General features: G+C 59.4%; 23 protein-coding genes. 16 read left to right on the top strand and 7 right to left on the bottom strand.

Translation table 11 applies throughout. The annotated features are described in order from the left end of the window. The first annotated feature begins 147 nt into the window (after nucleotides 1-147). The 5 genes from PSJ8397_RS08730 to holA all read left to right on the top strand — a co-directional run bounded on the left by PSJ8397_RS08730 (nucleotide 148) and on the right by holA (nucleotide 6,029). Nucleotides 148-1,245, top strand: a complete 1,098-nt coding sequence (locus PSJ8397_RS08730) for a porin (RefSeq protein WP_085864180.1) — start codon at nucleotides 148-150, stop codon at nucleotides 1,243-1,245. Between the two features lie 161 nt (nucleotides 1,246-1,406). After that, complete coding sequence (locus PSJ8397_RS08725) at nucleotides 1,407-1,889, top strand: DUF3576 domain-containing protein (protein WP_085864179.1); 483 nt, start codon at nucleotides 1,407-1,409, stop codon at nucleotides 1,887-1,889. 69 nt (nucleotides 1,890-1,958) lie between these two features. Beyond that, on the top strand, nucleotides 1,959-4,523 hold the full coding sequence (leuS, locus tag PSJ8397_RS08720) for a leucine--tRNA ligase (protein ID WP_085864178.1): 2,565 nt from the start codon (nucleotides 1,959-1,961) through the stop codon (nucleotides 4,521-4,523). Beyond that, entirely contained in the window at nucleotides 4,510-5,001 is a 492-nt protein-coding gene (lptE, locus tag PSJ8397_RS08715) for an LPS assembly lipoprotein LptE (RefSeq protein WP_085864177.1), read from the top strand. The genes leuS and lptE overlap by 14 nt, the downstream gene beginning before the upstream one ends. After that, a complete protein-coding gene (gene holA / locus PSJ8397_RS08710) occupies nucleotides 4,998-6,029 on the top strand; it encodes a DNA polymerase III subunit delta (RefSeq protein WP_085864176.1) in 1,032 nt (343 codons plus the stop codon). Before lptE ends, holA begins: the two co-directional genes overlap by 4 nt. A gap of 85 nt (nucleotides 6,030-6,114) precedes the next feature. Here the strand turns inward: holA and PSJ8397_RS08705 are convergent, their stop codons facing one another. The 3 genes from PSJ8397_RS08705 to PSJ8397_RS08695 all read right to left on the bottom strand — a co-directional run bounded on the left by PSJ8397_RS08705 (nucleotide 6,115) and on the right by PSJ8397_RS08695 (nucleotide 9,313). Further along, nucleotides 6,115-6,345, bottom strand: a complete 231-nt coding sequence (locus PSJ8397_RS08705) for a hypothetical protein (RefSeq protein ID WP_085864175.1) — start codon at nucleotides 6,343-6,345, stop codon at nucleotides 6,115-6,117. Nucleotides 6,346-6,521: 176 nt separating this feature from the next. Beyond that, a complete protein-coding gene (locus PSJ8397_RS08700) occupies nucleotides 6,522-7,181 on the bottom strand; it encodes a YjbF family lipoprotein (RefSeq protein ID WP_085864174.1) in 660 nt (219 codons plus the stop codon). Further along, nucleotides 7,178-9,313: a YjbH domain-containing protein gene (locus PSJ8397_RS08695; protein ID WP_085864173.1), complete on the bottom strand. Its 2,136-nt coding sequence runs from the start codon at nucleotides 9,311-9,313 to the stop codon at nucleotides 7,178-7,180. The genes PSJ8397_RS08700 and PSJ8397_RS08695 overlap by 4 nt, the downstream gene beginning before the upstream one ends. 125 nt (nucleotides 9,314-9,438) lie before the next feature. On the opposite strand from PSJ8397_RS08695, the gene PSJ8397_RS08690 reads away from it, so the two are divergent. The 4 genes from PSJ8397_RS08690 to PSJ8397_RS08675 all read left to right on the top strand — a co-directional run bounded on the left by PSJ8397_RS08690 (nucleotide 9,439) and on the right by PSJ8397_RS08675 (nucleotide 13,348). Beyond that, nucleotides 9,439-10,305, top strand: a complete 867-nt coding sequence (locus PSJ8397_RS08690) for an NAD-dependent epimerase/dehydratase family protein (protein WP_085864172.1) — start codon at nucleotides 9,439-9,441, stop codon at nucleotides 10,303-10,305. Further along, nucleotides 10,302-10,907, top strand: coding sequence for a sugar transferase (locus tag PSJ8397_RS08685; RefSeq protein WP_085864171.1), 606 nt, complete (start codon nucleotides 10,302-10,304; stop codon nucleotides 10,905-10,907). Before PSJ8397_RS08690 ends, PSJ8397_RS08685 begins: the two co-directional genes overlap by 4 nt. A 98-nt stretch (nucleotides 10,908-11,005) precedes the next feature. Next, complete coding sequence (locus PSJ8397_RS08680; RefSeq protein WP_085864170.1) at nucleotides 11,006-12,334, top strand: UDP-glucose dehydrogenase family protein; 1,329 nt, start codon at nucleotides 11,006-11,008, stop codon at nucleotides 12,332-12,334. Between the two features lie 9 nt (nucleotides 12,335-12,343). Then, nucleotides 12,344-13,348, top strand: coding sequence for an NAD-dependent epimerase/dehydratase family protein (locus PSJ8397_RS08675; protein ID WP_085864169.1), 1,005 nt, complete (start codon nucleotides 12,344-12,346; stop codon nucleotides 13,346-13,348). On the opposite strand, the gene PSJ8397_RS08670 is transcribed toward PSJ8397_RS08675, so the two are convergent. Genes PSJ8397_RS08670 through PSJ8397_RS08655 form a run of 4 tightly spaced genes read right to left on the bottom strand, consistent with a single transcriptional unit; the run spans nucleotide 13,336 to nucleotide 17,191 of the window. Continuing rightward, nucleotides 13,336-14,493 carry a TIGR03862 family flavoprotein gene (locus PSJ8397_RS08670; RefSeq protein WP_085864168.1) on the bottom strand — a complete coding sequence of 386 codons (1,158 nt, stop codon included), beginning with the start codon at nucleotides 14,491-14,493 and terminating at the stop codon, nucleotides 13,336-13,338. The two genes, PSJ8397_RS08675 and PSJ8397_RS08670, sit on opposite strands and share 13 nt — an antisense overlap. Further along, nucleotides 14,490-15,800, bottom strand: a complete 1,311-nt coding sequence (locus PSJ8397_RS08665; protein WP_085864167.1) for a mechanosensitive ion channel family protein — start codon at nucleotides 15,798-15,800, stop codon at nucleotides 14,490-14,492. The genes PSJ8397_RS08670 and PSJ8397_RS08665 overlap by 4 nt, the downstream gene beginning before the upstream one ends. A 36-nt stretch (nucleotides 15,801-15,836) precedes the next feature. After that, on the bottom strand, nucleotides 15,837-16,445 hold the full coding sequence (locus PSJ8397_RS08660) for an enoyl-CoA hydratase/isomerase family protein (protein WP_085864166.1): 609 nt from the start codon (nucleotides 16,443-16,445) through the stop codon (nucleotides 15,837-15,839). Further along, the gene (locus PSJ8397_RS08655) at nucleotides 16,442-17,191 is read right to left on the bottom strand and encodes an SDR family oxidoreductase (protein WP_085864165.1); all 750 of its coding nucleotides are present in this window, start codon (nucleotides 17,189-17,191) and stop codon (nucleotides 16,442-16,444) included. Before PSJ8397_RS08655 ends, PSJ8397_RS08660 begins: the two co-directional genes overlap by 4 nt. A 128-nt stretch (nucleotides 17,192-17,319) precedes the next feature. Between PSJ8397_RS08655 and PSJ8397_RS08650 the strand changes: the two genes are divergently transcribed. The 7 genes from PSJ8397_RS08650 to lpxK all read left to right on the top strand — a co-directional run bounded on the left by PSJ8397_RS08650 (nucleotide 17,320) and on the right by lpxK (nucleotide 25,057). Then, nucleotides 17,320-18,843, top strand: a complete 1,524-nt coding sequence (locus PSJ8397_RS08650; protein ID WP_085864164.1) for a DUF2125 domain-containing protein — start codon at nucleotides 17,320-17,322, stop codon at nucleotides 18,841-18,843. A gap of 67 nt (nucleotides 18,844-18,910) precedes the next feature. Further along, nucleotides 18,911-20,422, top strand: coding sequence for a DUF2125 domain-containing protein (locus tag PSJ8397_RS08645; protein WP_085864163.1), 1,512 nt, complete (start codon nucleotides 18,911-18,913; stop codon nucleotides 20,420-20,422). Nucleotides 20,423-20,497: 75 nt separating this feature from the next. Further along, entirely contained in the window at nucleotides 20,498-21,844 is a 1,347-nt protein-coding gene (locus PSJ8397_RS08640) for a TldD/PmbA family protein (RefSeq protein WP_085864162.1), read from the top strand. Further along, the gene (locus tag PSJ8397_RS08635) at nucleotides 21,837-22,601 is read left to right on the top strand and encodes a 3'(2'),5'-bisphosphate nucleotidase CysQ (RefSeq protein WP_235000630.1); all 765 of its coding nucleotides are present in this window, start codon (nucleotides 21,837-21,839) and stop codon (nucleotides 22,599-22,601) included. Before PSJ8397_RS08640 ends, PSJ8397_RS08635 begins: the two co-directional genes overlap by 8 nt. Nucleotides 22,602-22,682: 81 nt before the next feature. Further along, complete coding sequence (locus PSJ8397_RS08630) at nucleotides 22,683-22,928, top strand: DUF4170 domain-containing protein (protein WP_085864161.1); 246 nt, start codon at nucleotides 22,683-22,685, stop codon at nucleotides 22,926-22,928. 15 nt (nucleotides 22,929-22,943) lie between these two features. Next, nucleotides 22,944-24,074, top strand: a complete 1,131-nt coding sequence (locus PSJ8397_RS08625; protein WP_085864160.1) for a 3-deoxy-D-manno-octulosonic acid transferase — start codon at nucleotides 22,944-22,946, stop codon at nucleotides 24,072-24,074. Then, nucleotides 24,071-25,057, top strand: coding sequence for a tetraacyldisaccharide 4'-kinase (lpxK, locus tag PSJ8397_RS08620; protein ID WP_085864159.1), 987 nt, complete (start codon nucleotides 24,071-24,073; stop codon nucleotides 25,055-25,057). Before PSJ8397_RS08625 ends, lpxK begins: the two co-directional genes overlap by 4 nt. Nucleotides 25,058-25,067: the final 10 nt, after the last annotated feature.

The following is a 25,067-nucleotide window of genomic DNA, read 5'->3' as shown; positions in this document are numbered from 1 at the left end:
AAACATTGTGTGGCACGACTGCATCATTTTTGACGCGGGTCCAAAAACGCGGGCCAATTTCCTTGAGTGTGCACCCCATTGCGCGCAAAGACAGTGCCAATGCTAGTTCAACTGGCATTCTCGAGAATGCAAACACGAGGAATCAACATGAAACGCATCCTTCTTTCTTCTGCAGCGATCGTCGCTTTTGCTGGCGCCGCTTCCGCAGAGGGCCACCTGGGTGTTACCTTCTCCGGTGACGCAACCCTGGGCTATAACGACGACGAAATCGGCGACAACGACGGCTTCTTCTCTGACCTGAACGTGACCATCGGCTTCGCTGCTGAGCTCGACAACGGCCTGACAGCTGCTGCATCCATCGACTTCATCGATCTGGCAGACGGCAACAACGAAAACGGCACCGACTACGAGCTGTCCTTGTCCAACGACATGGCAGGCCTGTTCTACGGCGACACCAACTTCGCTGCTCAGAACGTCTGGATTGCTGCTGGTCCAATGGCCAACGACGACTTCTCCGAAGCTGACGGCGAAGAAGCCCTGCGCGGCGAAGTCACCTTCGGTGGCATCGAAGCACAGGTTTCCTACGTTCTGGCAAACAATGCCGGTACTCGCGTTGGTGACGTAAGCGACAGCGACCTCGACCAGCTGTCCGTTGGTCTGTCCGGCGACTTCGGCAACTTCAACGTTGTTCTGGCCTACCAGGAAGCCGCTGGCGTTCCTGCTGGTGCTTACACAGACGAAGACCTGATCCCAGGCGTTTCCGGTGACAACGGCGACTTTAACGAAGACGAAGTCTTCGGTATCTCCGTTGGTACATCCTTCGGCGGCGCAGACGTTCGTCTGGCATATGCTGAATCCGATGGCGACGACTCCATTGGTGTCTCCGTATCCTACCCATTCGGCCCTGTGACGATCGACGCTGGCTACGCCACGAACTCCGATCAGGACGATGACTGGGATCTGGCGATCGCATACGAAGACGGCCCAATCGCTGTCACCGTTGCCACCGACGAAGAGTCCGACTGGTCCATCGACGGTTCCTATGACGTAGGTTCCGGCCTGGTCGTCTACGCTGGTCTCTCCGATGACGGCGACGACTACTATGTTGGTGGTGAGTACGACCTCGGTTCCGGCGCGATGCTCCTCGTTTCCTTCGCTGAAGATGACGACGACTCCGAAGAAGACGAAATCGGCGCACAGGACTACCAGCGCGGTACAACTGTTGAGCTGTCCTTCGAGTTCTAATCGAACCTGAAGATTTGCTAAGCTGGGGCGGTTCCTTCGGGGGCCGCCCTTTGCTTTTGGGGGCTGACCAAGGTGCGCAGGCCGGTGCTTTGCCTTCAACACTTGTGACATGCGCGCCCCTTCGCTACACCTTTCACAACGCACAAGTGAAAGTCTGACACGTGACACTATCTACATCCCTTCGTCGCCTGACCTTTGGCATTGGTCTTTTGGCCTCCCTCGCTGCTTGCGGCGGTTCCGGCAGCCTGGGCAGCAATCCTTTGGGGTCTATCGGCAGCCTTGGATTTGGGTCAGGGTCCGGTGGTGAAGCCGCGACAACCCAGGCGATCCGCACACGGGGCGCCGAAAGCGTTGCGGTAAACCGGTATCTTTGGGCGGCCTCGCTGGATGTGCTGAACTTTCTACCCGTAGAATCAGTGGATCCGTTCACCGGCGTCATCGTGATGGGCTACGGCACGCCCCCTGGCGGCAGCCGCGCGTACCGCGCCACTGTGGCCATCACCGATCCGGCGCTTGATGCGCGGTCACTGAACGTCGCTTTGCTGACGCGATCAGGCCCCGCGGCGGCGGACACCACCCGCGCCATCGAAGACGCCATCCTATCGCGCGCGCGCCAGTTGCGCATCGCGGACGGTGCGCTGTAAAAGACGCCGACCCTGATTTCCACGCGCCGGGTCATCGTACCCGGCGTTTGTTTTTGAAAGACACTCTTCATGCCGTACACCCCCTCAGAAATCGAAGCGAAATGGCAAGCCGCCTGGGACAAGGCGGACACGTTCAAAGCTGTGCGCAGTGACGACAAGCCGAAGTATTACGTGCTTGAGATGTTCCCCTACCCGTCCGGCCGCATCCATATCGGCCACGTGCGGAACTACACCATGGGCGACGTGATTGCGCGGTATAAACTGTCCACCGGTCACAACGTGCTGCACCCCATGGGGTTCGATGCCTTCGGGATGCCTGCCGAAAACGCCGCCATGGCCACGGGCGGCCACCCCAAGGATTGGACGTACAACAACATTGACGAGATGGTCGCCCAGATGAAACCGCTGGGCCTTGGCATCGACTGGTCACGCATGTTTGCCACCTGCGATCCCGAATACTACGGCCAGCAACAGGCGCTGTTCATCGACATGCTGGACGCCGGTCTGATCGACCGCAAGAACGCCACCGTCAACTGGGATCCGGTGGACATGACCGTTCTGGCCAACGAACAGGTCATCGACGGCAAGGGCTGGCGTTCGGGTGCTGAGGTTGAACGCAAAGAGCTGACCCAGTGGTTCTTCAAAATCTCCGACATGGCGGATGAGCTGTTGGAGGCGCTGGACGGTCTGGACGATTGGCCCGCCAAGGTCCGGCTGATGCAGGAAAACTGGATCGGCAAATCGCGTGGTCTGCAATTCGCGTTTTCCCTCACCGAACCCGCGGGCAGTCATGACCGGGTTGAGGTTTATACAACCCGCCCCGATACATTGCTCGGCGCGTCCTTCGTTGGGATCTCCCCCGATCATCCGCTGGCGAAGGAGCTTGAGGCGGGCAACGCTGATCTGGCTGCGTTCAACGCCGAATGCCGCAAGGGCGGCACCACAGAAGAGGCCTTGGAAAAGGCCGAAAAGATGGGCTTTGACACGGGGCTGCGCGTGCGCCATCCGTTCGATACGTCGTGGGAACTGCCCGTGTATGTGGCCAACTTCATCCTGATGGACTACGGCACCGGCGCCATTTTCGGCTGCCCAGCCCACGACCAGCGCGACCTTGATTTCGCCCGTAAATACGACCTGCCCGTGGTGTCCACCTACGCCCCCGCCACGGACGACGGCAGCACCATGCCAGAAGACGGCGGCGACGCCTACGTGCCCACCAAGACCGAAAAGGTCATCTATGTGCGCGGCTTTGCAGGTGAGACCGAACAGACCGGAAATGAAGCGATCGATGCCGCCGTCGATTTCTGTGAGGCCAATGGCGTGGGCCAAGGCGTGACGAAGTTCCGTCTGCGCGATTGGGGTTTGAGCCGCCAGCGGTATTGGGGCGCGCCGATTCCTGTTGTCCATTGCGACAGTTGCGGTGTCGTGCCCGAAAAGAAAGAGAACCTGCCTGTTGAATTGCCCTACGATGTCAGCTTCGACATCCCGGGCAACCCGCTGGATCGTCATCCCACGTGGCGCGATGTGCCCTGCCCCGCCTGCGGCAAGCCCGCCCAACGCGAGACAGACACGATGGACACGTTTGTTGACAGCAGCTGGTACTTCGCCCGCTTCACAGCGCCCCATGCGAGGACGCCGACCGAAAAAGCTGACGCCGACTATTGGATGAACGTGGATCAATACATCGGCGGGATTGAGCACGCGATTTTGCACCTGCTGTATTCGCGCTTCTTCGCCCGCGCGATGCATAAAACGGGCCATTTGCCTGCTAGCGCGATTGAGCCGTTTGATGCCTTGTTCACCCAAGGTATGGTGACCCACGCGATCTATAAAACAGACGGTGCCGATGGCCGCCCAGTGTATCACTACCCCGAAGAGGTTGATCTACGTGATGGCGGTGGTTTCCTGAAAGACGGGACAGAGGTGACAATCGTGCCCTCCGCCAAGATGTCCAAATCCAAGAACAACGTTGTCGATCCCGTGGCGATCATCCAGCAATATGGCGCCGACACCGCGCGGTGGTTTGTGCTGTCCGACAGCCCGCCCGAACGGGATGTGGAATGGACAGCCTCTGGCGCTGAGGCGGCATTCAAACATTTGTCGCGCGTGCACCGCATCGCCACGGACATTGCCGCAGGTGAACACGCCTCGAATGAGGCGGATGAGGCGCTGTTGCGGGATATGCACAAGGCTATTCAGGACGTCACATCAGGTGTGGAATCATTCGGATTTAACGCGTCCATCGCAAAGCTCTATGGGTTCACCGCTGCGATCCAGAAATCGAAGGCGGGCACCGACGCCAAGCGGACAGCGATGAAAGCGCTGGCCCAATTGATGGCCCCCATGACACCGCATTTGGCCGAAGACATCTGGTCGATGCTGGGGGGTGAGGGCCTGATTGCGAATGCACCTTGGCCAACAGCAGACGAGGCGATGTTGGTCGAAGACACCGTGACGATGCCCATCCAGATCAACGGCAAACGTAAGTCGGAAATCGCCGTACCCAAGGACATGCCGAAAGAAGAGGTTGAAAAGCTGGCGCTAGCAGACGACGCTGTGATCAAGGCTTTGGACGGCGGGTCGCCCAAAAAGCTGATCGTTGTGCCAGGCCGGATCGTGAATGTTGTCATTTAACCGACGTCAAATCCTTACGTCTTTTGGGGCGTTGTCGCTGGCTGGATGCGGGTTTCAACCTGTGTATGGCCCGACCAGTTCGGGCCGGTCCCTGCGGGGGCGCATCGCCTACCGCGCGCCAAACACGCCTGAGGGGTTTCGGCTGCGGACACGTCTTGAAGACCGGTTGGGCCGGGTGGAGCAAGGGGACTACCTGCTGACGATCGATCTTGAGATTGAAGAAGTCGCCGTCGTCATCAGTTCTTCGCAAGACATCAACCGGTTTAATCTGCCCGGCAAAGCGACGTGGACGTTGACCGAAGACGGCCGTGATAGCCCATTGGCCAGCGGGGTGGCCGAAACCTTCACCGCGTATTCCGCCTTTGGCACGACCGTCGCCTCGCAAGAGGCGCAGGACGACGCCCGTGACCGGCTTGCGATCGCGCTGGCAGATCTGATTGTGACGGACATCATCGTCGAGGCCACTGGCGGGCTATGAAACTGACTGCCCGCGACGCGGCCGCCTATTTCCGCAAACCTGATCCGAATGCCGCAGGTATCCTGATTTACGGCTCAGACGCCATGCGCGTGGCCTTGAAACGGCAAGAGGTGATCAAGGCCCTTGTGGGGCCAGACGGCGAAGAGGAAATGCGCCTGACCCGTATGACAGGTGCCGAATTGCGCAAAGACCCCGCGATGCTGGGCGATGCAATCAAGGCACAAGGTTTTTTTCCAGGGCCGCGCGTCGCCTTCGTCGAGGAAGCAGGCGACAGTGTCGCCAAAGCGATCACCCCTGCTTTGGCCGATTGGGCAGACGGGGATGCCCAGATCATCGTGACGGCGGGGCAACTGGCCGCGCGGTCCACGTTGCGAAAGCTCTTTGAAAGTCATCCGCGCGCCTATGCTGCCGGTGTCTACGATGATCCCCCCTCTCGCGATGAGATCGAGGGCCATCTGCGTGATGCGGGCGTCGCCAATATCAGCCGTGATGCGATGGACTTAATCGGGGCCTATGCGCGCGACATGCCGCCGGGCGACCTGCGGCAAACTATTGAAAAGCTGGGCCTGTTTAAGCTGGGCGATCCAACCGAAGCCACCGTTGCAGATGTCGAAGCCTGCGCGCCGCAGTCCAACGAGGCCGGCTTGGATGATCTGCTGAACGCAGTGGCAGAACTGAAGGCTGCCGAGATTGGCCCCGTTCTGGCACGGCTTTACGCCCAAGGCACACAGCCTGTGGCGCTATGCATCGCGGCGATGCGCCATTTCCGACAGCTTCATACCGCTGCCTCTGATCCCGGTGGGGCGGCCTCTGGCATTGGACGGCTGAAGCCCCCTATCTTTGGCCCGCGCCGTGATCGCATGGTACGGCAGGCCAGCGGATGGGGGCGCCCAAAGTTGGAGGAAGCGCTCAGCGCGATTACAGAAACAGATTTGACGTTGCGGTCGGCCAGCACGGCACCGGATCGCGCGTTGGTGGAACGCATGTTTATTCGCTTGGCGATGTTGGGTCGTCGGCGCGGCAGTTAGACAGCCTACCCAAAACACTCAACTCAACAAACAAAAAGGGCGGCCCGACTGGACCGCCCTTTGGTGTCACAATGTGACGCAATTCTTAGGAAGAACCGCCTGCAGCAATTGCAGCAGCCAACAGGGCCGCGCCGAGGATCGCAGGAACAGCTGCACCACCAGCAGAGCCGAGGATACCAGCGCTGGAACCAACTGGAACTGTTGGGATCAGGATGATTTCATCATCGTCTGTACCGGCTGGGGAAATGTCACCAGCGAATGCTGTGGTGGACAGGGCTGCAACTGCAGTTGCGGTGATAAGTGTCTTCTTGAACATGGAAACTCCTGATCGGTTAATGCGCACAGCACACGTATTGATTGCTTTGACACAGATATAATTGGCCCTTTTCCAAAACGCACGGTTTTTTTTCGGCCAGACGCAAGATGAGTGCCAGATTGCCACTTTTTTGTCTATTTCACGCCGTAGGGCCCAATATTCCGCCTAAATTACCGTCAAAGAGGCTGAAAAACGATGTAGCCAATGCCTGTCGACAGGTACTGACGTGATTGAACAATCTGTCCCGACGGGCCAACCCAATAGAGATTCGCAAACCGAACGCCGGATCCGGCGCAGTCTTCACGCCATTTTCTAGTGCTATAGGTCCTTTCGACGATGGTGATGACATCGGCCTCAAGAAAGGTCATTTCGCAGTTGAACTGTTCAGTCACGATCTGGTCGAGGCTATCGAGAAAATCGTAGGTTCGCGTATGGCTCCCGCCGCGCCGCAAAGACTGGCGCGCCGCTGCCGTATCGGCCCCCATCAGGTCAAATCCGGTCCCGCGCGATGCTACGATCATCCCATCGACCAGTGTCACAGAAACACCGTCGGTGCTGATCCATGTGTCGGATCGCGATGACGTTGAGATGCGCGTCATGACATCGACAGACGCACGGGACACCAAGCTGACCAACATCAACTCAGCATCAGAGGCTTCAATCGCCGCGCGGGTCAACTGTGCCTGAGGGGCCGCAACCTCAACCTCATTGTCGGACGTCCCGAACAATGGGGCCGCAACCGATGTGAACGTGGACGTCGTAACGCCTTGTCCCAGCGGCCCGCAGGACGCGAGAACGGCGAGGGCAGATGCCGCACAGAGTGTTTTCAATGTCATCGCCAGAACCGTCCCCAGTTGTCTTGCATTTGTGAGGCATGCCCATTGCGCACCACATTGTACAGACGGCCATCGACCTCCAACCGCGCGCCACCGTCGCGGGCCAGAGACTGCAAATTCGCAGCACTGGTGTCCCGTGTTGGCGTACCGACAGCCCAATCCAACGGAATTTCCAGCCGGATGCCTTTGTCGAACGATCCTTCGCCGAAATCTTCAAACGGGACGTCGGTCAGGGTGAAATAAGCGCCGACTTTCCAGCCATTGTCGAATTCGCGATCCAGACTGAACGTCGCGCCCCAGTCCCCGGCCAAATACCGACCGACATCCACCTGCGCCTGATATCCATTTTCAAAGTCGTAATAGGCCGAAAGGTGCCCGGTCACGACATCATAGTCACCATCGCCACGGATGGTGCAGTCTTCGTCGATACAGGTGGGGCGGAACCCGAACCCAAGATCAAAATCGCGTAGCAGGGTGTAGTTTAGCTCAGCCCCGAGTGCGAGGCGGCTTGTGGTGGGTTTCCACAGCAATTCTGTTGAAATTCCGCCGAACTGACGTTCCAGATAGCCCACCGAAACGCGGCTATAAAGGTCACGGCCAGGACGGCCGTACCAGGCTACAAAGAGGTTCTCGATCCCGTTGCCGGTTTCGGCCCCATAGCGTAAAACAGACCGCCGCACGTCCGGCAAAGTCGAGGCTGCAATCGCACCCACCTCATCGCGGTTGCCAGCAAGACGCTGACGGAAGGTGCCTGCCAACAAAAGGTTGGGTCGAAATTCGTACTGGAACGTCGCCTCAATCCCGACATCCCCGCGGACGGGTTTATCACCATCAAACAAGGACAGTTCCAAATAGGGATAGACACCCCACAGGAACGCGGCGTTGTCAGTTTCAAACTCAATCGCCGGTGCAGGCCCCGCGGCATCCGCAAACAAGGCACGTTCATAAATGCGGTCGGATGCGCCAGCGGTGTTTTCCAACCGCTCCAGATCACTGCGGCGCAATGTAACGGACGACAGGGCAATCCCCCGACGCGACGGTTCAAGAACAAAGGTCTCGATGTTCTGCGGGGCTGCATTCGTCAAAATGCGCGCGACACGGCCCAAGCCTTGGGCCTCGGCACGAAATGAGGTGTTTTCGTAGCGCACCCGAAGCGCGGTCCCAACAACCTCAGCACCCAGCAGGCGGAACCCGTCGGTGGCCAGGACCTGACCTAGAATATCAACACCGACAGCTTGGTCTTGCGGCGTCGCCCAAGACGCGGCTGCGATGACGTTTTCGCCCCGAATGGCCACAGGCAAGGGTGGGCTGTCCAACCCGCTTGGCGCGCTGCGCGTCGTCGGATCAACAATGATCGTAGCGGACAGGCCGATTTCGTTGCCGTAGGCGTAATAACCACCCAGCTGGACTGAGTCGTTCGGCTCCCATGTGATACCGAAATTGAGGGGCGATTTACGTTCGAACCCGGTTAGTTCGATTTCGCGCTCATAGGCGTCGGAGGAATATTCCGCCAGCACCGTCCATTCGTCGTTCAGGCGCCATTCCACGCCCCCGAAGAAAGCCGCGTCCCCGCGGAAAAACTGGCCGGCCAAGACGGTTCCGCCGGTTTCAACACTGTCGTCAGGGCGCGTTTCAAATCCTTCGTCGATCACGCCCAACGGGTTCGTAAATCCACCAATTGTGCCCAAACGCCCCCAGCCGAGACCACCCGTCACACGGACATTCGACCCAAGCGTTTTCGTGGCGACGATATATTCACTGCTGTAGCGCCCCGTGCCCAGAAAATCCCGAAGGCCGATGGCAATCGCGGGCCGGTACTCACCCTCGTAGGCCAGTTGGTACTGCGCATCAAAGCTGCGATCGAAGGTATCAATCCATGAGTACCGGAAGTTCGCAGACAAACGCGGCAAAAGCTGGAACGAAAATGTCGCCCTTTGCGTGTCGCCAAACCCACCCAAAGTCGCCGAGATTTCCCCGTCTTTGGGGGCCACCGCCGTCGGAATATCGATGATTCCCGGTGTCCCATACAGCGAATACGTCGCGCGCCAATCGTCGTCCGCCACGGCGGGCGTTGACAAAATCGTCGTCAGGGCGAGGGCAGACAGCCCTACAAGGTGTTTTGAACTGTTCATAGAAACCGTTTCGCATTCTCGCCTTTGGTTCCGCAAGGTCAATTTTTCCTGACGACAAAGTAGTTCCGAGTTGGGGGATTTATGCCATAACGCGAACAAACGCACAGCTGTGTCGGAGGGTGACCATGGCGACAATCGTGCTTGGGGCACAGGGCAAATTGGGCGGATCACTGATCCGGCATGCGCGGCGTGCTCAAGCAGGCTGGGTGTCGCAAGGCCGCAGCGCAGGCGCCGATATTGTGTGGTCAGGTGATTTCGACGCGGCGGAGACGGGCCTGATCGCGGCGAAAGACAGCACCGTGATCAATATGATCGGCTCCGCCAATGGCGATACGGCGGCGCTGACCGCCATCAATGTGACGTTTGTGGAAAGCCTGCTGAAACACTGCGCGTCCGCCGGGGTCGCGCATGTCATCTTGGCCTCGTCAGTTGCAGTCTACGGTGCGGGCGATGGGGCGGATTTTGAGGAGAGCGCCGCGCTGTCGCCCCTTACGCCCTACGGCATCAGCAAAGCACGGATGGAGGATGTGGCGCGCGGTTTGACCGACACCGCAGATTGCCCTGCGGTCACAATTCTGCGGATCGGGAATGTTGCGGGCGCCGATGCATTGACCCGGATCGCGGCCACACACCATGGCAAGGGGTCGCCGATGACGCTGCACAGATACCCCGACGGGTCCGTACCCGTGCGGTCCTACATTGGGCCTGCGGACCTGTTTGACGTCATTCGCACCCTTGTCCCACGACCTGCTGAACCGCTGCGGATACTCAATATCGCGGCACCGACGCCCGTGCCGCTGGACCGCGTGTTGGTGGCCTATCGCGATCATGTTTTCCCTGACCTTAAATGGGACGACGCCCCCACGCCAACCGGCGTGCCCCCGCGCGTCGTGCTGTCGACCGACGCCCTGCAAAGGGTGGTTTCTTTGCCATGGGACGCAGATTATCCGGCCGAAATGGCGGGCCAAGTGGCGCAGGACCACGCGCTATGAAACGACTGTTTGATATTGTTTGCGCCGCTTTGATCCTGACGCTTTTTGCGCCTGCCATGATTGTCATCGCAGTTCTGATCAAACGGTCGGACAGGGGCCCTGTGTTTTATATTGCCGAACGCATGCGCACCCCGTCCCAGTCCTTTGCGCTGATCAAGTTTCGGACGATGACCGTGGTTGACGCGGCTGAAAATGCGGGTGTGACTGGTGCTGACAAAACGGGCCGCATCACACCCATCGGGCGCACGCTGCGCCGTTTTCGGCTGGATGAATTGCCACAGGCGATCAACGTTCTGCGCGGCGACATGAGCATGGTTGGCCCTCGCCCGCCGTTGCGTCAATACACCGATGCTTTCCCCGATCTGTACGGTCGCGTGTTGCGGTGCCGTCCGGGGATCACGGGGCTGGCGACGCTTTATTTTCACCGACACGAAGAACGTCTGATCGCCGCTGCCTCCTCCGCCGAGGAAACGGAACGCATCTACGTGCGTCGGTGCATCCCGCGCAAAGCGACCCTTGATCTGATATACGCCCGACAGGCATCGGTCTGTTTTGATGTGGTGATCTTGTGGCGCACACTGATGCGGGTGCTGGGGCGATAAGACAACAGGCACATGTCTGGACACAGACAGGCAGATTTTAGTCTGGCCCGCCAGCGCCGCAACGCGCTATGACACTTCAAAATAAGTGAGGCAGCGCCATGAAAATTGCAGTGATCGGAACCGGCTACGTGGGCCTTGTGTCAGGCGTATGCTTTTCGGACTTTGGCCATGATGTCGTCTGCGTCGACAAGGATCCCGCAAAGATTGAGATGTTGGAGGCCGGACAGGTCCCCATCTATGAGCCGGGCCTTGAAGACCTTATGGCCAAGAATGTCGAGGCCGGCCGTTTGACCTTTACGATGGATCTGCCGTCTGCCATCGACGGGGCCGAAGCCGTGTTCATCGCCGTAGGCACGCCAACCCGCCGTGGCGATGGCCACGCCGACCTGACGTTTGTCATGGCCGTGGCCGAAGAAATCGCACATGCGGCCAAAGACTACACCGTCATCGTCACCAAATCGACAGTCCCAGTGGGGACCAATCGCAAGGTCAAACAGACGGTTCACAAGGCCAATCCTGAACTGGACTTTGACGTCGCCTCAAACCCTGAATTTTTGCGCGAAGGGGCGGCGATCGATGATTTCATGCGCCCGGATCGCGTGGTTGTCGGCGTACAAACGGACCGTGCGGGCCAAGTCATGGCGGATGTGTATCGCCCGCTGTTCCTGCGGGACTTTCCCATTGTGACCACCGATCTGGAAAGCGCCGAGATGATCAAATACGCCGCAAACGCCTTTCTGGCGACCAAGATCACGTTCATCAATGAAATCGCGGCCCTGTGCGAACGCACTGGCGCGGACATCAAACAGGTCAGCAAGGGCATGGGGCTGGACGGACGCATCGGCAACAAATTCCTGCACGCAGGGCCCGGCTATGGTGGATCCTGTTTTCCCAAAGACACTAAGGCCTTGGCCCGTATCGGTCAGGAACATGCTGTGCCGATGCAGATCACCGAAACCGTCATCAAGGTTAACGAAGAGGTCAAACGCCGCATGATCGACAAGTTGCTTGATCTGTGTGGCGGCAGTTTCAACGGCAAGACAATTGCCGTGTTGGGCGTGACGTTCAAACCCAACACGGACGACATGCGCGATGCGCCCGCTTTGACGATTGTTCCGGCCATGGTCGGCGGTGGCGCAAAGGTGCGCACGGTTGATCCGCAGGGCATGCACGAGGGCGAGGCGCTGTTGCCTGGCGTCAAATGGATGGACGACCCGTATAAGGCTGCACGCAACGCCGATCTTCTGGTGATCCTGACCGAATGGAACGAATTCCGCGGTCTTGATCTGAAACGCATCGCCAAACACATGGCCACGCCGCACATGGCCGATCTGCGCAACATTTATTCGATCAAGGATGCCAAACGCGCAGGATTTGCGGCCTATGTCTCCATCGGGCGGACACCGCTTGATCCAAGCTGTGAATAGGACACCCCAATGCCCAAGGCCCTGATCACCGGTTCTGCCGGATTTATCGGTTATCACCTGTCAAAGCTGCTGCTTGCGCAGGGGTTTGATGTCGTCGGGTTTGACGCCATGACGGACTATTACGATGTGCGCCTGAAAGAACGCAGGCAGGCGGATTTGCTGCAATCGCAGGGGTTTCGGGCGGTAAATGAGCGGCTTGAAGCCGATGGGGTGCTGCACGATCTGGTGGCGCAGGAACGCCCCGATTACGTCATCCACTTGGCGGGCCAAGCGGGCGTGCGCTATTCCATCGAAGAACCGCGATCTTATGTGGATGCAAATATCATCGGCACCTTCAATTTGCTTGAGGCTGTGCGCGCCACACCGGTCAAACACCTGCTGCTCGCCTCGACCTCCTCGGCCTATGGCGCGAACACGCGGATGCCCTACACCGAGACCGACAAGGCCGACACGCAGATGTCATTCTATGCGGCCACCAAAAAGGCGAATGAGGTCATGGCACACAGCTATGCCCACCTGTACGATATTCCCACGACCATGTTTCGGTTCTTTACGGTCTATGGCCCCTGGGGACGGCCCGATATGGCGCTGTTCAAGTTCACCAAGGCGGTGCTGAACGGGGACGCCATCGACGTTTACAACCACGGCGACATGTCCCGCGATTTCACCTATGTCGAAGACCTTGTGCACGGCATTCATCTGCTTCTGGACGCGGTGCCCCGGCGGTTGGATGACATCCCCGAGGGCGACAGCCTGTCCCCCGTCGCCCCCCACCGCATCGTCAACATCGGCAACGGTGAGCCGGTGCAGCTCATGGCGTTCATCGAAGCGATCGAAAAGGCATTGGGCCAAACCGCGACCAAGAATTTCATGGACATGCAACCCGGCGATGTGCCGGCCACCTGGGCTGACGGCACACTGCTCAGATCCCTCACCGGATATACACCCAAGACGGATGTTGAGACGGGCGTGAAGGCCTTTGTCAATTGGTACCGCGACTACTACGAGATCTGAAGGCGACGCACCGCCGCGAGCCCTGCGTGACGCCCTGTCGCCAGACAGCCGGTGATCAGATAGCCGCCCGTCGGCGCCTCCCAGTCCAGCATCTCGCCCGCGCAGAACACGCCTCGATTTGACATGAGTTCGAGGTCTGGTGTCAGAACATCAAACCGCACCCCTCCCGCGGTTGAGATCGCCTCATCCATTGGACGCGGCGACAAATAGGGAAACGCCAACCCTTTGAGGGTGGCCGCCATATCTTGCGCATTGCGCCCAAATTCATTGAACAGCGCGCGTTTCACGGGGTCGAGTTTCAGCGTCTTGCGCAGCATATTCGCGGTGGATTGCTTGGCTTTGCCCGATGACATCCGCGCGCGGACCTCGTCCAGCGACATATCCGGCAACAGGTCCACAATGAGGCGTGCCCCATCGCGCACCGCAGCGGAGACCGCATAAACTCCGCCGCCTTCGATCCCCTTGGCAGAGACGACAAATTCACCCCGACTGACCATATCGCCCGCGGACAAAGCGCACCCTTTGACGGCGGCACCAAAATGCGGGGCCATGTGTGGCGACCACGTGACCTCAAACCCCATATTGGCAGGTTTGAATGGGTTTGTGGCATCGGGCAGCGTCTGCGCCCACGCCCCGTCCGAGCCCAGCCGCGCCCAGCTGCCCCCCCCCAGCGCCAACACGGTTGTCGTCGCTTTGATCGTCGCGGGGCCGTCTGGGGTATCAAAGCAGGCCCCGTCGTCCCACCCCGTCCAGCGCCAACGTGTTTTGATCTGAACGCCTTGCGCATTCAACCGTGCCAGCCACGCCCGCAAAAGCGGAGAGGCCTTCATCACAGTCGGAAAGACACGTTTGGTGGTGCCCGTAAATACCGTCTGGCCCAACCCCTCGGCCCAGTCGCAGACCTGATCAGGGCCAAACGCGGACAAGGCGGGCGACAGGGCGTCTTTTGCAGCACCATAGGCCTGATGAAACTGCGTCTTCGGTTCAGCTTTGGTCAGGTTCAGCCCCGATTTGCCTGCCATCAAAAACTTGCGTCCGACCGTCGGCATCTGGTCGGCCACGACAACGTCATAGCCCGCCGCAGAAATGACGTCAGCCGCCATAAGGCCTGCGGGACCGCCCCCAATGATCAACGCGTCTGTCACGCAGGTTGCTGGGGCAGACTGCCCTTAATTTCGACCACACGTTGCGGGAACGGAATTTCGATGCCTGCGTCTTTCAAGGCGTTCCAAACGGCAAAGCGAACATGGCTGCGGTATTTGTTTTTGCCGTCATCGATCCCGTTGACCCAGAATTCCACCACGAAATCAACGCCACTGTCGCCGAACCCGTCCAGCTCAACATCGGGATTTTCGGGTTGATCCAACACAAAATCCAGTGCTGCCACAGCGGGCCCCACAATGTCCGGGATGCGGTTGATGTCCGTGTCATAGCTGACGGAAAAGTCCACGCTATAGCGGTTCGCAGACCCAGAATCCGAATAATTCACAACGCGCGTGACAATGAAATCTTCGTTGGGCACGACGATCCATTTGCCGTCATATGTCTCAAGGATCGCGGCGCGGGCGGTCATTCTGACAATCGTCCCTGCCTCACCTCCGTCGAGTTCGACGTAATCGCCAACAGTCGCCTGCCCCTCAAGGAGCAAGATCACGCCGGACACAAAGTTGGATGCGATTTTCTGTAAGCCGAAACCGATACCAACACCCAAAGCACCGGTCAGCACCGCCAAGGACGTCAGCGGTATGCCCGCAATATTCATGGCAATCAGAAAGGCCGCGCCGAAAATCGCGATCTCTGCTGCTTTGGCCGCCAACTGGCGTGTGGCGGGACGCATTTCCTGCTTGTCGATCAGCGCGTTGGACTGGTCGTTCGACCACCGGCCCAGCCAGAACATAACCGATGCTACGACCAGAAACCGCAACAGTCCCAACAGCGAAAACGACATATTCCCCAGCGGGATGATCGTCGTCTCCATCCACGCAAGCACTGGGTCCAGAAAGCCCAGCGCATAGATGGCCGCCAACGGGATGAGCACCATCTTGCCCAGCGCCTTCAGCATCGGATCCGTCAGCATGTCACGGACGAACGCCCGCACCGCAAGGAACAGGAACACCCGTTTGCCAAAGGCGATCACCTCACCCGAGCCGAAGATCGATCGCGTGACCTGTTCACCAATGGCGGTCAGCCCAAACGCCAAAAGCGGCATCAACAGCGGCAGGAAAATGAGAACAAACCGGCGGACCTTTGACAGAACCGTCTGACTGTCCGTCGCGGGCGTCAGGGCCGCCACCAGCCGAGGGCTGATTTTGCGCGTGATATAGACAGCCGCCAGATAGGCCACGACCAACAGGGCAAACTGGCTCCAATTCGCGGGATTAATCAGCCACGCGAAGGCAACGTCAAAGGCGGACGTCGCATAGCCCTGTGCGGTCTCCAGAATGTTTTCCACGCAAACCCCCGATGTTTTTTGCCTGTTAGCCTGTCGTCAGGGCCCAATCAACGCCTTGATGCCTGCAACCTGTCCCGGATCGGCCGTTAGGGCATGTTTGACAAGTGTGTTCGTGTCCTGCGCCAAGTCGCCATGGCTGATCTGGTCAATCAAACCGACCGACAGCGCCTCCGCCGCATCGAGTTTCGCGGCGGCCAGCAACATGCGTTTGGTGACGGATGGCCCGACAAGCGCCCGCATCCGCGCGGGATCGGACGGTTGTGGCAAAACGCCGACCTTGATGACCGGATAGAAAAATTTCGCTGCTAGCACCGCAATGCGCAAATCACACGCCAGCATCATGCCTAACGCCCCGCCTGCGCATGTCCCGTTCAGCGACGCAATGCTCAACCCGCGAAACGCGGCCACGGCACCTGACAACCTTTCCCATTCTGGCGACGTGGCCAGAGTGCCACCGTGCACATCGTCCAAATCCGCACCTGCACTGAACACCGGACCTGTGCCCGTCAACACCAGCACGCGCGCGTCGCTTTGTTCGACCGCATCCGCCATTTTAGCCAACATCGCCTCAGTCAGGGCGCCTGCCTTATCGGGGCGATTGATGCGCAGGGTGCATTGGTTGCCGCCGTCAGTGACGTCGATCATATCAGGCCAACCTGCCTGCGGATGTCTTCGTCGCGCAAAGACACGTCGTCGCCCAGATGGGCGTCTGCCTCAGACGTGCACATCCACAGCAATGCGCGGGCGGGCCATTCGGGCGGAATATGATCGGACCACTCAAGCTGGCTGACGGGGTTGATGCCCGACGCCTTGATATCACGCTGCATGTCCGTAGCGACGGTTCCGGGGGACAGGCCCATGATGCGCAAACCCTTGTCGCGGGCCTCTTTGTCGGCGCACCGTGTCAACATATAGGCCCCCGCTTTGGATGCGCAGTAGGACGACCACGCCTCAACCGGGCCATGGGCCGCGCCGGAGGAGACGGTGATGATTGTGCCGGCACCTCGTTCAATCATGCCGGGCATTGCCGCGCGCATGCCGTTGAACACGCCCTTGAGGTTCACGTCGATGGTTGTGCCCCAAGCCTCTGGGTCGGCCTCTGCCAGATGGTTGATTGGATCAAGGAGGCCCGCGTTGCCGATGACCACATCCAGTGGGCCAAAGGTGTCTTCGGTTGTCTGGATCGCTGCCACCACTGCGGCATAATCGGACACGTCACATGGAATGGCGATGGCCGCGCTGCCAATGTCTGCCGCCAGTTCAGAAATCGCATCCGACGATCGCGCGACCAAGGCCACTTTGGCGCTCGCCTGCGCAAAGGCCTGCGCGGTTGCGGCCCCAATCCCGCGGCTGGCCCCAGTGATCAAAACAACCTTTCCCGTCATATCCATGCGCAAATCCTTCCTGAAATTCTGCACAAATGCGCCCGAAGTCTGGCGCAGTTTCACGTTTTCCTGACCTTGACCCTTGAGGCGCGACTTGAAAAGCTCTGCCCATTAAAAACCTGTAAGGAAGTTCTATGCGCCGTTTCTCCGTCCTGACATGTACCCCCATCCTCGCCGCCATCGTGTGCAGCACGACCGCCTCCGCCGATGTGACAGCCCAGCAGGTCTGGGACAATTGGAGCGCCCAGATGGGGATCTACGGTGAGGGGTTCACCACCGGGGACGTGACCCAGACGGGCGACACACTGACCGTGTCGGATGTGCGCATTGAAATGACCGATGACGAGGCCAGCATTGTGGCCGACGTGGGTGACCTGATCCTGACAGAACAGGGTGACGGCACGGTGAGCATGACCATGGCGTCCAGTTATCCGTTGACCATCAGCGTGACTGAGGCCCCATCAACTCAACCGACCATCCTGAACGTCACTGTCGCGCAAGACGGCATGGAAATCATCGTTTCCGGTGACCCCGATACGATGGTGTACGATCTGTCCGCCGACACCTATTCCTTTACCCTCGATACGATCGAAGGCGCGGCCGCCGAAGAGGTGCAGCTGGAGGTCGCGGAACTGGTGATGTCTGACATGGCGGGCAATTATGCCGTCGTGACCGATGATCTGACGACGGTAAATTACGAATTCAGCCTCGGGGGCCTGAATCTGAATGCCAATATCTCCGAAGCTGGTGGCGCGAACCGGTTCAAGGGTGTCGCCTCAATGGCGGATCTGGCGATGGCGGCCACCATCGCCATGCCCCTCGATATGGACATGGACGCCGATGTGCCCCCCTTTGATGAAGGATTGGCCATCGAGGGGGGATACACCTTTGGCGCGGTGAACTACGACCTTGATTTTGTGGCCGATGGCGAAGGTGCCATTATGAATGCAGGCGTTGAGGGCGGCGAAATGGGCTTTGCGTTCGGCTATGACGCGATGTCCTATGCCGGCGGTGCTGATGGCATTTCGATCAGCATGTCGCTGCCTCAGGAACTCCCCTTCCCGATTGAGGCGTCGTTGCGCGAATACGGGTTCGACTTTCAAATCCCGCTCAGCCAAGGCGAGGGGGACGCCCGCGATGCGCGCATGGCGTTCAACTTTACCGATCTGGCGGTCAGCGATACGATCTGGAACCTGGCCGATCCGGCCTCCGTTTTGCCGCGTGATCCTGTGACCATTGCCTTGACCCTCGATGCGAAGGTCACACCCTTCTTTGATCTGTTGGACCCCGCCCAGCAGGACGCCATGATGATGACCGACGTGCCCGGCGAATTGAATTCCATCAACATCACAGACCTGACGCTGCGCGGCGGCGGGGCTGAAATCACGGGCGACGGAGCCTTCACCTTCGACAACAGTGATTTGACCACATTCCCAGGCTTTCCGCGCCCGCAAGGGGAAGCCAACTTCACCATCAATGGCATCAATGGCCTGATCGACAACCTGATCACCATGGGTCTGATCCCGCAGGATCAGGCAATGATGCCACGGATGATGTTGGGCATGTTCGCCACCCCCGTCGGCGATGATATGCTGACGTCGACGATTGGCGTAAATGCCCAAGGTCATGTCCTCGCCAATGGCCAGCGACTGCGTTAACCTCTGCCTCAAATGTATTTTAAACGGCCCGCTTCGGCGGGCCGATCAAGTCATCAGGAGACGTTTTATGAACCGTACATTATCCACATCCTTGTTTGCCCTTGGCACAGCACTGGGCACCGTTCTCGCAAGCCCCGCCTTGGCCGACGTGACCGCAGCGGATGTCTGGGCCAACCAGCAAGCCCTGATCAGCGCCGCGGGCGGCACGCTGAGTGGTGATCTGTCAGATGGGTCCGTCGCGCCGGAATTGAACTTCATTCTGCCACAGGGCGCGGGAAGCATGCAGCTGACCGCTGATGCGATCTCTATGACGGACAATGCCGACGGGTCCGTCACCATTTCCTATCCGTCGCCCATGAATTTCACGATTTCCGGCGGTGCCGCCGGCGAAGGCTCATTTACGGCGACGATGGTTCTCACCCACGACAGCTATACCGCGACAGCCACCGGCGAGCGAGGCGACATCGCCTATGAAACACGCGGTGAGACCCTGCGGGTTGAGGTCACCAACCTGACAGTCGATGGCAATGGTCCCGAAAACTTCGACATGACCGGCTTCCTCGAAATGGCGGAATTTGCCAACGACAGCCGCATCACCGAAGGCAACCTGATCTCTTACGTGGCGCAGTCGATGACGGGCGAAAGCAACGCCGATTTCACGTTCATCGCCGACAATGTATCGTCCACGTCAACCCAGATCACGCGTCCAACGCAGACCAATATCACGGCAAGCCTGCCCGTTGGTGGATCCAACGTCATGAACCTGAGCCAAGCGATGCGCGACGGTCTGAATGTAGCGATTGAAAGCGTGGGACAGGGCACAACCCAAACGTCGTTGACCAGCCTGAACGGTGACACACTGAACCGGCAGGAGACATCCACAGGCGAACAGACCTTTGCGATGTCTCTGGGCGAAGACGGGTTCAAAATCGATGTCGATGCCTCAAACTTTGACTTCCTGATGAACGACCCGCTGATCTTCCCCGGTGATCTTGAATTTGCGATGGCCGGAATTTCCGCGAACTACGACCTCCCGTTAAATGCGTCCGACGAAGAACAGGACTTCCGTGTTGCGACCTCGCTGAACGGAGTCACAATGGCAGATACGATCTGGAACCTGTTTGACCCCGCCGGTCTGCTCCCCCGCGATCCGGCCGAGATCACGTTTGATCTGACAGGCACCGGCACGTCGGGCATCGACCTTCTGGATTTCGCGGCCTTGGGTCAGATGGCAGGCCCACCCCCGATTGAGGTCGATCAGGTGACGATCGAAAACCTGCGCATCGCGGCCTTGGGTGCGGAGGCCTCAGCGCAAGGCTCAATGACCCTGGACTGGACCGATTTCCAAACAATCCCCGGCGTGCCACGGCCCGAAGGCGCCGTGAAAATCAACATCAACGGGGCAAACCAGTTGATGGATACGCTTGTCCAAATGGGCGTGATCCCCGCCGAGGAGCTAATGATGCCGCGCATGATGATGGGTATGTTTGCCACCCCTGTGGGAGATGACATGCTTGAAACTGTGATCGAAGTGAACGAGCAAGGTCACGTTCTGGCCAACGGTCAACGGCTTCAATAACCAACCTTTGCGGCGGCCCACCCTTGCGGGCCGCCGCAACTCGGACTACCTCAGCTGGCAAGCAAAGGAAGTTCCATGACCCAATCGCTTGCCGATCTCACCCACCGTCTTATCACAGCCGCCACATCTGCAGGCGCCGATGCCGCCGATGCGCTGGCTGTCGATGGGACATCTATTTCCATTGATGTGCGCAATTCCGTTCTGGAAGAAGCCAAACGGTCCGAAGCGACGGACATTGGCCTGCGGGTCTTTGTTGGTCAGAAGTCTGCCAACGTCTCCGCCTCTGACACATCTGACCGGACCATCGAAGAAATGGCTGCCCGTGCCGTCGCCATGGCAAAAGAAGCGCCCGATGATCCGCATGCGGGCATTGCCGATGCTGCCCAGCTTGCCACGGACATCGACGCCGGCATGCTTGATCTGGTGGACGATAGAGCCGAACCAGATCCCGCATGGATGGAAGACCAAGCCCGCGAAGCCGAGGCCGCCGCGATGTCCGTCAATGGCGTCGCGCAAATGGATTCCACGACCGCCGCCTATGGCCGCCGCAAAATCCACCTTGCCGCAACGAACGGGTTTTCTGGCGGGTATGAAGTGACGGCATCGACACTCAGCTGTGTGGCGATTTCGGGCAGTGGCGCGGGCATGGAACGTGACTACGATTACGACAGCCGCATCCATCTTGCAGATCGTCGCGCCGCTGCCGACATTGGCCGCACCGCAGGCGAGCGGGCTGTGCGCCTTCAGGGCGCGCGAAAACCGCAAACTGGCACTTACCCCGTGGTTTTTGATGAACGTATTTCGTCGTCGTTAATTGGGCATGTTCTGGCCGCCAGCAATGGGGCGGCCGTCGCGCGCGGATCCTCTTGGTTGCTGGACAAGGTCGGCGAACGCATCTTGCCCGATGGCATTGACCTGATCGAAACACCGCACCGTGCCCGCACCTACGGGTCCCGTTTGTTTGACGGTGAAGGCCTGCCCACAACAGATCGGATGATCATCGAAAAAGGCGTGTTGACCGGCTGGACATTGGATTTGGCGACAGCACGTAAACTGGGGCTGCAAAGCACCGGCAACGCGGCGCGCGGAACCTCCGGCCCGCCGTCGCCGTCCATCACCCACGTGGCACTGACCCAAGGGCGGCAGTCGCAGGCTGATCTGTTGCGCGATATGGGGACGGGTCTGTTGATCACATCGATGATCGGGTCGACGATCAACCCCAACACAGGCGACTATTCACGCGGGGCCTCTGGTTTTTGGGTAGAAAATGGTGAAATTGCCTACCCTGTGAATGAATGTACCGTCGCGGGCAATCTGCTGGATATGCTGGGCCGGATCGTGCCCGCAAACGATGCGCGCGCACACCTCAGCCGCGTGGTGCCAAGCCTGATGATTGACGGGATGACGCTGGCTGGTGCGTGATCTTGACCTTTTGATCGATGCCGCCCGAACAGCGGGTGACATCGCAAAACGCTATTTCAACGCCGCACCCGAGGTTTGGGAAAAGTCGGGCGGCCAAGGCCCCGTGACCGAGGCGGATTTGCACGTGAACCGCCAGTTGGAGGCAGATTTGCAAGCTGCCCGCCCAGACTATGGCTGGCTGTCCGAGGAAACAGAGGACGGCAAAGCACGACAAAAGACAGACCGTCAGTTCATCGTAGACCCCATTGACGGCACCCGCGCCTTTATCGAGGGCAGCCGCGACTGGGCGCACTCCCTCGCCGTTGTCGAAAACGGACGTCCAGTCGCGGCTGTGGTCTATTTGCCCATTCGGGATGCGCTTTATGCGGCGGCCTTGGGTGAAGGGGCGACCTTGAACGGCGTCACCTTGACCGCCCAATCGGACAAACCGATGTCCGATGCCACGTTGCTAACCACCAAACCCACCGTTGATCCAAAACACTGGCGCGCGGGCGTGCCCCCGTTCAAACGGACCTTCCGGTCGTCCTTGGCGTTTCGTCTGGCGCTTGTGGCCGAAGGGCGTTTTGACGGCATGCTGACATTCCGGCCCACATGGGAGTGGGACGTGGCAGCGGGTGCCCTAATTGTGGACGAAGCAGGCGGCAAAGCCACAACCAAAGACGGGCACGCGCCACAGTTCAACAACGACCACCCGCAGATCAACGGCATGGTCGCCGCAGGCGGGATCCATGATCAAATCATCGCCGCCTTGGCCTAGCGGGCCCGCGCGCGACCTTCCTTTACCCCCCATCCGCAAAGCCCTAAAGTCGGGCCAAACCCATTAGCCAAAGGTGCCCCCATGTCCCAGCAGCGTCTTCATCTTGTGTTCGGCGGCGAACTCATTGATCCAACCAAGAACGCCTTCAAGGACGTCGATGACATCCATATCGTTGGCATGTTCCCCAACTATGAAGCCGCGTTCAACGCATGGAAGGCCGAAGCCCAGCGCACGGTTGATAATGCGCACATGCGCTATTTCATCGCCCACATCCACCGTCTGCGGGATGAAGAACAGCCCGCGTCGTCCACCGAAGAACTGGGCTAAGTCAGGCACGGACCGTTGATCTGGGTTCATTGCGGCGACGCTGCGGCCACACCTTCGACGGTGTCGCTGGTTCAACGTCTTGTCGATCAATCCGATGGCGTCGAAATCTTGCTGACGGGCGCAATGGATTTTCTGGCGACGCTGACGGATCTGCCCGGCTCGGTGACACTGCAAGACCTGCCAGCCGACAGCCCCACACGGGCGCGGGCCTTTCTGGATGCAAACGAACCTCGGTCTTTGATCTGGAACGGGGGCCCCTTGCGCCCCGCCCTTTTGCGCAGTGTCGCGGCCGCGGCCATTCCAGCAACACTGATCAATGCGCAAGTGGACGGGATCATTGCAGGCACGTCCCGCTGGATCCCCGGCGCGGCCAAGGCCGCTGTTCAGGCGTTCGACCTGATTTTAACGGCGGACGGCGCAACGGCCACGCGTCTGCGGCGAGGCGGTGTTGCGCCTGAAAAGGTCCGCGCGACGGGTCCGATCCTCGAAGATCCGATACCCCTGACATACGACGCCAATGAGTTCACGGTCATGGTTGAGGCGATGCAGTCGCGCCCCCTGTGGCACGCGTCTCATGTCACCGGATCCGAAGTCAAAGATATGGCCGCCGCCCACCTGGCCGCCAGCCGCAAGAGCCACCGGATGTTGCTGGTGCTCACCCCGCGTGATTTAGACAGTGGACCAGAGGTTGCCACCACCCTTCGAGAGGCTGGCCTGAAAACCGGCCTGAGGTCAGATGGGGACGACCCCGATATGGACATGCAAGCCTATGTTACCGATCTGGAGGGAGAGATCGGCCTATGGTCCCGCGTCGCGCCGCTCACCTTCATTGGAGGCACTTTGAACGGCCACGGCCCCGCCGCCTCTCCTTTTGAGCAGATCATTTTGGGATCGGCAGTCGTTCATGGCCCACACAAATCCCCTCACGTCGCCCGGTTTGATCGCCTCAGCAGCGTCGAAGCCTCGCGGGAAATCCGCACCGCTTCAGAACTTGGGATCGCGGTCGGGTCGCTGCTGTCACCGGAACAAACAGCGCGCATGGCGTTTGCAGGGTGGGAGGAAATCACAAAATCCTCAGACTTGATCAACGGCCTGATTGAGGCGGCGATCACCCACGCCGACACTGCACAAGGACGCCAACGATGAAGCCTCCGCTGTTTTGGTATAAACCCCGCAGCCTTCGGGCCTTGATGCTGCAACCCTTGGCGGCCCTTTATGCACGCGCCACAGCGGCACGGGTGAAAAAGCGGCCCGATTATCGCGCGAAGGTGCCGGTTATTTGTGTCGGCAACATCAATGCGGGCGGGACTGGAAAAACACCCACCACAATCGCCCTATGTCAGCGCCTGACCGAACAAGGGTTTGCGGTTCACGTGGTCAGCCGTGGATACGGTGGCAGCCTAGAGGGCCCTGTGGCGGTGGACCCCAGAACACACGACGCAGACCAGGTGGGGGATGAGCCGTTGTTGCTGGCGGCCTTTGCCCCAACCCATGTCGCCAAAGACCGCGCGGCGGGGGTGCAGGCCGCCGAACGCGCAGGCGCGGATGTCATTTTGCTGGATGACGGGTTTCAGAACCCGTCGGTTCATAAAGACTTGAACCTCGTTGTGGTCGATGCTGTCAAAGGGTTCGGCAACGGCCGCGTGTTGCCCGCCGGACCTTTGCGTGAACCGGCGGCCGTGGGTCTTGCGCGCGCTGATGCCCTGTTGGTCATTGGCCCAAAGCACGCCCGCGACAGGTTTCAGCCTGACCTGCCCGCCACGTGTCCGCGTCTCAATGGGCAACTCGACCCGTTGCCGACGGGTATGCCGCTTGACGGATTACCGGTGCTGGCCTTCGCTGGCATCGGCCACCCAGAGAAGTTCTTTGCCACCTTGAAAGCTATGGGGGCCAACGTTGTTCGGGGCGAGGCCCTCGATGATCATCAACCGCTGACCGACACGCTGCTGAACCGGCTGGAGGTCGAGGCGAAGGCCCGTGGCCTGCACATGGTCACGACCGAGAAAGACGCCGTGCGTCTGCCCGCCACCTTTCGAACCAAAGTGACAACCATCCCCGTGCGCCTGATGGTCGAAGACTGGGACCCCCTGGATACAAAAATCGCGGCACTGCTTAGGCGCCGCGATTGATCAACGTCCA

Source organism: Pseudooctadecabacter jejudonensis, assembly GCF_900172275.1.
Lineage (GTDB): Bacteria > Pseudomonadota > Alphaproteobacteria > Rhodobacterales > Rhodobacteraceae > Octadecabacter > Octadecabacter jejudonensis.
The sequence above is the reverse complement of the archived record's forward strand: the minus strand, read 5'-3'. Positions and strand labels throughout refer to the sequence as shown.